The following is a 7284-nucleotide window of genomic DNA, read 5'->3' as shown; positions in this document are numbered from 1 at the left end:
TACGGGTCATAATATGGAGGCTTAGCTCAGCTGGGAGAGCATCTGCCTTACAAGCAGAGGGTCGGGGGTTCGATCCCCTCAGCCTCCACCATATACATTTATAATGACGCGGGGTGGAGCAGCCCGGTAGCTCGTCGGGCTCATAACCCGAAGGCCGCAGGTTCAAATCCTGCCCCCGCAATTAACTTTCCTTGAGAAAGTACTATGGAACCGTGGTGTAGTTGGCCTAACATGCCTGCCTGTCACGCAGGAGATCGCGGGTTCGAATCCCGTCGGTTCCGCCATCTTGTATATGCTTCAGGGATGAGAATCCGTTTTTGGGTTCGTCGGAGCATTCACTTCGAGAGCATAAGCTTCGCAGTCTCGAACGAAGTGAGAGTATCCCGTCGGTTCCGCCATTTTTTTTAATGTAGTAAGGCTCGGTAGCTCAGTCGGTAGAGCAGAGGACTGAAAATCCTCGTGTCGGCGGTTCGATTCCGTCCCGAGCCACCATTTATAACACCATGTAATACGCCGGTGTAGCTCAACTGGTAGAGCAACTGACTTGTAATCAGTAGGTTGGGGGTTCAAGTCCTCTCGCCGGCACCATGTAATCCTGGAGGATTAGCGAAGTGGCCAAACGCATCAGACTGTAAATCTGCTCCCGTACGGGTTCGGTGGTTCGAATCCATCATCCTCCACCAGTTTTCTATGAGTCATTAGCTCAGTTGGTAGAGCACCTGACTTTTAATCAGGGTGTCGAAGGTTCGAGCCCTTCATGACTCACCATTATATGCGCGTGTGGCGGAATTGGCAGACGCACTAGACTTAGGATCTAGCGTCTTTGACGTGGGGGTTCAAGTCCCTCCACGCGCATCCCTTATTTGCGGAAGTGGCTCAGCGGTAGAGCATCGCCTTGCCAAGGCGAGGGTCGCGGGTTCGATTCCCGTCTTCCGCTCCAATATTTTGCGCCCTTAGCTCAGCTGGATAGAGCGTTTGACTACGAATCAAAAGGCCGGGAGTTCGAATCTCTCAGGGCGCGCCATTATAACTTCATATTTTGCCGGCGTGGCGGAATGGCAGACGCGCTCGACTCAAAATCGAGTGGGAAACCGTGGAGGTTCGAGTCCTCTCGCCGGTATAGATAACGGGATGTAGCTCAGCTTGGTAGAGCACCTGGTTTGGGACCAGGGGGTCGCATGTTCAAATCGTGTCATCCCGATTGTTGTTATGCGGGTGTAGTTCAATGGTAGAACTTTAGCCTTCCAAGCTAATAGCGTGGGTTCGATTCCCATCACCCGCTTATATATTGAAAAGAAAGAGATGGTATTCACCGTCTCTTTCTTTTTTTGCATTCACAGGCATATCGATCATGATTGTATACAAAGATCACGGATTATATGGCTGAATATCATGTACCAGCATATATCCCATCCTCAAGATATATTCCCGCCTCTTTTAATTCTGTTCTTAGTCATTGTGGAAGTGTTCAAATAGAGAAGGTCTAACACATGTTCGAACACAAGAATATCTTTTCTTTACCACATTTCATAAAAACGCTTACAAAAATAGCTTGCGTAAATCATTAACCTGTAATACCATATCAATTAAGCGCTTAACCTTTAGGGGTAAGGCGCTTAAACTTAACGTAGATTAAGCGCTTAACCCGTAGAGGAAAGGACGGCGACCAATTCATGAAAACAATTCGACTGACGATGGCTCAGGCACTGCTTCGATACCTGGATCAGCAATATATCTCGGTTGACGGGGTGGAAACCAAATTTGTGAAGGGAATCATCGGTATTTTTGGACATGGCAACGTAACAGGCATTGGAGAAGCGCTGGAGCGCAGCCCGGGAAGCCTGACGTATATGCAAGGCAAGAATGAACAAGGCATGGTGCATACGGCAGCGGCTTATGCCAAGCAGAAGAACCGTAGACAGATCTATGCATGTACAACATCCATTGGACCTGGTGCTTTGAATATGATTACGGCGGCAGCTACTGCAACGGTGAACCGAATTCCGGTTTTATTGCTTCCTGGAGACAACTTTGCTACACGGGAACCGGACCCGGTACTGCAGCAGTTGGAAGTGAGCAGTGATTATACAATCTCAGCCACTGATCCATTCAAAGCCGTCAGCAAGTACTGGGATCGCATTGTTCGTCCCGAACAGCTGATGATTGCTGTTACACAGGCGATGCGTGTGCTAACCGATCCAGCAGAGACGGGAGCAGTAACGCTCGCACTGCCGCAGGATGTGCAGGCAGAAGCATACGATTATCCAGAATCGTTCTTCATCCGCAAAGTACATTATCTGGACCGTCGCCCCCCGGTACAGGCGGCCATTGAGCGGGCAACGGAGCAGATTGCCCGGGGCAGCAAGCCGCTGCTCGTTGCAGGCGGCGGTGTGTTGTACTCTGAGGCGTCCGTTCAACTCGTGGAGTTCGCTGAGGCATTTGGTATTCCGATCGCCGAAACGCAGGCGGGCAAGAGCGCAGTCTCTTGGGACCACCCACTGAATGTGGGGGCCATCGGGGTTACCGGTTCTCTGGCAGCCAATAGGCTGGCGAGAGAAGCAGACGTTGTGATCGGCGTCGGTACGCGGTTCTCGGATTTCACGACGGCGTCCCGCTCTGCTTTTCAGCATCCAGAAGCTTCATTCATCAACATCAACCTGAACAGTATGGATGCCGCCAAGTTAGGCGGAGAAGCCATTCTGGCAGATGCTCGCGAAGGATTGCAGGCTTTGCAGAAGGAATTGAAGGAAAGACAATACCGAAGTGCATATGGCGCATCCGAAGTTGCTGATCTCCGCGCTGAATGGAATGCAGAAGTGGATCGGCTGTATGCAGCTCAACATGAAGCAGGGCTGGCACAGACTACAGCAGTTGGCATCGTTAACCGGACCATTGATCCATCTTCCGTTATAGTGTGTGCGGCAGGCAGTCTGCCGGGTGATCTACATCGTCTGTGGCGTGCGTCTGAACCAAAGACATACCACATGGAGTATGGATTCTCCTGTATGGGGTACGAGGTAAGTGGAGCGTTCGGGGCAGCACTTGCCGAGCCGGATCGTGAAGTGTACGCCATGGTCGGTGATGGCAGTTATCTGATGCTGCATTCGGAGTTTGTGACCAGTTTGCAGGAACAGAAGAAGATGACCGTTCTCTTATTCAATAACAATGGATTCCAGTGTATTCATAATTTGCAGCGGGAACATGGTAGTGACGGGTTCGGCAATGAGTTCCGTTATCGGGAATCCGAGAGTGGACGACTGACCGGGGATTACATGCCTATGGACTTTGCAGCACACGCCCGAAGCATGGGAGCCAAATCCTATAGAGCGGAGACAGCAGAACAGCTGGAACAAGCACTCCGAGATGCGAAGAACGAAACAGTGAGTACGTTGATTGAGATTCCAGTCGTGTCTGGAACCAACGCAGGTGGATACGAGTCATGGTGGAATGTGGGTGTACCTGAGGTATCCGCCGAAGAGAAGGTAGTTCATGCTCATCACACCATGCAAGCCAACCGTGCCAAAGCAAGACCGATTTAATCCGGTTAATATAGTGAACCACAATGTTGAACGACAAAGGAGACGTGGAGCAATGAGCAAGCTGCCATTCCAGCTTGGGATTCATCCGATCAATTGGGTCGGTGAAGATGTGAAGGAGCATGGTGATGCGACAACGTGTGCACAGATTCTGGATGACATTCAGCGTCTTGGGCTGACAGGTACAGAGATGGGGCGTAAGTATCCAACCGATCCTGATATATTGCGTGAGGAATTGAGCAAAAGGAATATCAAGCTGGTCTCTCAGTGGAAATCGGTACTTCTCTCCGATCCGGCGTATCGTCAGTCGGAGCTGGACAGTTATCGCAGACATGCGGAATTTCTGCAATCCATGGGTAGTAAGGTGATCAGTACGGCGGAGGTAGGCGGGTCACTTCATTTTGATCCAAGACGGACACCGAATGAAAAAGAAGTACTCAGACTCAGCGAATCTGAATGGCATATCCTTGCTGAAGGGTTGAACGAAGCAGGAGCTATTGCACGTGAATACGGGTTGAAGCTTACGTACCATCATCATGGAGGCACAGTGGTAGAGCAACCGGATGAAATTGATCGACTGATGGAGCTGACAGACCCTTCTCTCGTGTATCTGCTCTATGATACTGGTCATGCCTACTATGGCGGAGCCGATCCACTTGAGCTGCTGCGCAAACATTATGATCGGATCGCCTATATCCATCTGAAAGATATCCGCCCGCATGTGCTGGATGAAGCACGTGCGGAACAGTCTGATTTTGTTGGTTGTATTCGTAGAGGGGTGTTCACCGTACCAGGAGATGGATGCATTGATTTTGCTCCCATTCTTCAGGAATTGATCACACGAGGATATGATGGCTGGGCGATGCTTGAAGGAGAGCAGGACCCTGCAATTCATAACCCGTATGAGTATGCGAAGCGATCTTTGAACTATATGGAGTCGTTACACCAACACAGCTGATTCGTTCAGCATTGCAGCGGTCAGAGGCCGTACCCATGAAGTGAAATAGGAAGAAGGCCAGCAAGAGTATAACATTACAATTGGAAAATAAAACTGACCTACTCTAGCCGATTACTAATCCTCACGATGGAATGAGTAACTAGTCTAGATATTCATATACAACATGGAAAATCCCACTACAGAAAGGGGCTCACATGCAATGACTTACGTATCCTTTCCGGTATCCAGGAAGAAGGATTTCACCGCGATTGGCCGCTTGTGCATCGACTTGAACGCCAATGAGATCAATCGCCCGATGGAAGAGACGATGACGTTCACGAAGTATGTTGGCGGCTCTCCGGCCAATATTACGATTGGCATGTCCAGACTGGGTATGGAGACGGCTTTTATCGGTAAGATCGCGGGTGACCAGATGGGCAGATTCATCCAGAGTTATTTGGAGAAGAACGGCATCGACACATCGAATGTAGTTACAGATGACACCGGAGCGGTGACAGGGCTTGCTTTTACCGAAATCAAAAGCCCAACGGATTGCAGTATCCTGATGTACCGAGACAACGTAGCGGATCTGTTATTACAGGCGCAAGAGGTACAAGAGCAGTTGATCGCTGACTCCAAAGTGCTGTTAATCTCAGGCACAGCCCTCGCGCAGAGCCCATCCCGTGAAGCTGTGTTACAGGCACTAACGTATGCGAAAAAACATGGCACAGTTATTGTGTTTGATCTGGACTATCGCCCATACACATGGACATCAGACGAAGAGACAGCGGTATATTATAACCTCGCAGCCGAGAAATGCGACATCATCCTCGGTACACGCGAAGAGTTCGACATGATGGAGACATTCGACCATAATCCGGATCATAGCGATCAGGTGACTGCACAGAAATGGTTTGATTTCTCAGCGAATATTGTAGTAATCAAACACGGCAAGGAAGGCTCCATTGCTTATACGCGTGAAGGGCTTTCCCACCGTGCGGACAGCTATCCGGCAAAAGTGGTCAAAACGTTCGGAGCAGGCGACTCCTATGCGGCCGGGTTCCTATATGGATTGATGCAGGGCTGGACGATTGAGCGCAGTATGGCGTATGGCAGTGGCGCAGCAAGTATCGTCATTTCGAGCCACAGCTGTTCGGATGCGATGCCAACGGTGGAACAGGTGAATGACTACATCGAACGTTGCAATCGGGGCGAGATCACCGTGTCTTGAAGCTCGTTGCAATACTTTGAATAACACACTCATACAGATCAACATCAATGATATAAGTTCAACATAAGGGATCACACATAAGCGAAGGGAGACAGGGCTATGGGAAAAGGAATTTCTGAAGCGTCTGCAACAGTGACAATGGTACAAAACTGGATCGGAGGTGCCTGGGTAACCCCAGTGTCAACTCGTACCGAGCCGGTTGTGAATCCAGCTACAGAAGAGGTTATTGCACATGTGCCACTGTCTGAACAAGCGGACGTAGATCTCGCCGTACAGACGGCACGGGAAGCGTTCAAGTCCTGGAGCGGCACACCGGTTCCACGCCGTGCACGTATTCTGTTCCGCTACCAGCAGCTGCTGGTTGAACATTGGGAAGAGCTGGCTCGCCTGGTGACGCTGGAGAACGGTAAAAGTTATGCCGAAGCGTACGGCGAGGTATTGCGTGGCATTGAATGCGTCGAGTTTGCGGCTGGTGCCCCGAATCTGATGATGGGCAAACAACTGCCTGATATCGCGACAGGACTGGAGTCGGGCATGTATCGTTACCCAATCGGCGTAATTGGGGGGATTACCCCATTCAACTTCCCGATGATGGTGCCGTGCTGGATGTTCCCACTGGCTATTGCGTGCGGTAACACCTTTGTCCTGAAGCCGTCCGAGCGTACACCGCTACTGGCAGGCCGCCTGGCAGAGCTGTTTAAGGAAGCAGGGCTTCCGGATGGCGTGCTCAATATCGTACACGGTGCGCATGATGTCGTGAACGGGTTGCTGGAACATAAGGATATTCAAGCGATCTCCTTTGTCGGATCACAACCTGTGGCTGAATACGTCTACACTACTGCATCCAAGCATGGCAAACGGGTACAGGCACTGGCTGGTGCCAAAAACCACTCCATCGTTATGCCGGACGCCGATCTCGATCTAACCGTGAAAGAGATTACTAGTGCAGCTTTTGGTTCAGCAGGGGAGCGTTGCATGGCATGTGCGGTTGTTGTGGCTGTGGGTGATGTGGCTGACGAACTGGTACAAAAGCTGGTGGAAGCGGCAGACCGCATTACCATTGGTAACGGCATGGATGAGGGCGTGTTCCTCGGTCCTGTCATCCGTGGACCACATAAAGAGCGTACACTCAGTTACATTGAAGCCGGAGAGCAGGAAGGCGCGGCATTGATTCGGGATGGACGTAAGGATCAGGCGACAGGTGAATCCGGTTATTTTGTAGGGCCAACGGTATTTGACCAAGTTGATAGCAATATGAAAATCTGGCAGGATGAGATCTTTGCTCCGGTACTCTCGGTGGCAAGAGTGTCTACACTGGAGGAAGCCGTTGAGCTGGCGAACCGTTCTGATTTTGCCAACGGGGCGTGTCTGTTCACCCGCAGCGGGGCGAGTATGCGTCAATTCCGTGAAACAATTGATGCGGGCATGTTGGGTATTAACCTGGGAGTACCTGCGCCAATGGCATTTTTCCCGTTTTCCGGTTGGAAGAAGTCCTTCTACGGTGATCTGCACGCCAATGGCACGGATGGTGTTGAATTCTACACTCGCAAGAAGATGGTAACGGCGCGCTGGTAACAACC

General features: G+C 50.8%; 4 protein-coding genes and 13 tRNA genes. All 17 read left to right on the top strand.

From position 1 onward, the window contains the following. Nucleotides 1–15 precede the first annotated feature (15 nt). The 17 genes from J2X75_RS30125 (at nucleotide 16) to J2X75_RS30045 (ending at nucleotide 7279) form a co-directional block, all read left to right on the top strand. Nucleotides 16–91, top strand: a tRNA-Val gene (locus tag J2X75_RS30125). A 16-nt stretch (nucleotides 92–107) separates the two neighbouring features. Continuing rightward, nucleotides 108–181 (top strand) — tRNA-Met (locus J2X75_RS30120). A 25-nt stretch (nucleotides 182–206) separates the two neighbouring features. Next, a tRNA-Asp gene (locus tag J2X75_RS30115) sits at nucleotides 207–284 on the top strand. A 132-nt stretch (nucleotides 285–416) separates the two neighbouring features. Further along, a tRNA-Phe gene (locus tag J2X75_RS30110) sits at nucleotides 417–492 on the top strand. 20 nt (nucleotides 493–512) lie between these two features. Then, nucleotides 513–588, top strand: a tRNA-Thr gene (locus tag J2X75_RS30105). A gap of 9 nt (nucleotides 589–597) precedes the next feature. Further along, nucleotides 598–683: transfer RNA gene (locus J2X75_RS30100), tRNA-Tyr, on the top strand. 9 nt (nucleotides 684–692) lie between these two features. Then, nucleotides 693–768, top strand: a tRNA-Lys gene (locus tag J2X75_RS30095). Between the two features lie 6 nt (nucleotides 769–774). Next, a tRNA-Leu gene (locus tag J2X75_RS30090) sits at nucleotides 775–855 on the top strand. 10 nt (nucleotides 856–865) lie between these two features. Continuing rightward, a tRNA-Gly gene (locus tag J2X75_RS30085) sits at nucleotides 866–940 on the top strand. Between the two features lie 7 nt (nucleotides 941–947). Beyond that, nucleotides 948–1024 (top strand) — tRNA-Arg (locus J2X75_RS30080). 17 nt (nucleotides 1025–1041) lie between these two features. Further along, a tRNA-Leu gene (locus tag J2X75_RS30075) sits at nucleotides 1042–1120 on the top strand. Nucleotides 1121–1127: 7 nt separating this feature from the next. Beyond that, nucleotides 1128–1201: transfer RNA gene (locus J2X75_RS30070), tRNA-Pro, on the top strand. A gap of 10 nt (nucleotides 1202–1211) precedes the next feature. Further along, nucleotides 1212–1282: transfer RNA gene (locus J2X75_RS30065), tRNA-Gly, on the top strand. A gap of 391 nt (nucleotides 1283–1673) precedes the next feature. Then, the gene (iolD, locus tag J2X75_RS30060) at nucleotides 1674–3539 is read left to right on the top strand and encodes a 3D-(3,5/4)-trihydroxycyclohexane-1,2-dione acylhydrolase (decyclizing) (RefSeq protein ID WP_310343313.1); all 1866 of its coding nucleotides are present in this window, start codon (nucleotides 1674–1676) and stop codon (nucleotides 3537–3539) included. 52 nt (nucleotides 3540–3591) lie between these two features. Next, on the top strand, nucleotides 3592–4494 hold the full coding sequence (gene iolE / locus J2X75_RS30055) for a myo-inosose-2 dehydratase (RefSeq protein WP_310343310.1): 903 nt from the start codon (nucleotides 3592–3594) through the stop codon (nucleotides 4492–4494). Between the two features lie 199 nt (nucleotides 4495–4693). Then, entirely contained in the window at nucleotides 4694–5704 is a 1011-nt protein-coding gene (iolC, locus tag J2X75_RS30050) for a 5-dehydro-2-deoxygluconokinase (protein WP_047841171.1), read from the top strand. A gap of 99 nt (nucleotides 5705–5803) precedes the next feature. Further along, nucleotides 5804–7279 (top strand): CoA-acylating methylmalonate-semialdehyde dehydrogenase, encoded by a 1476-nt coding sequence (locus J2X75_RS30045; RefSeq protein WP_310343303.1) that lies wholly within the window; start codon nucleotides 5804–5806, stop codon nucleotides 7277–7279. The last annotated feature ends 5 nt before the right edge of the window (nucleotides 7280–7284 follow it).

The sequence above is a fragment of the Paenibacillus sp. 2003 genome (assembly GCF_031455635.1).
GTDB classification, from domain to species: Bacteria; Bacillota; Bacilli; order Paenibacillales; family Paenibacillaceae; genus Paenibacillus; species Paenibacillus amylolyticus_B.
Note: the sequence above shows the minus strand (reverse complement) of the source record. Positions and strands in the feature narration are given on the sequence as shown.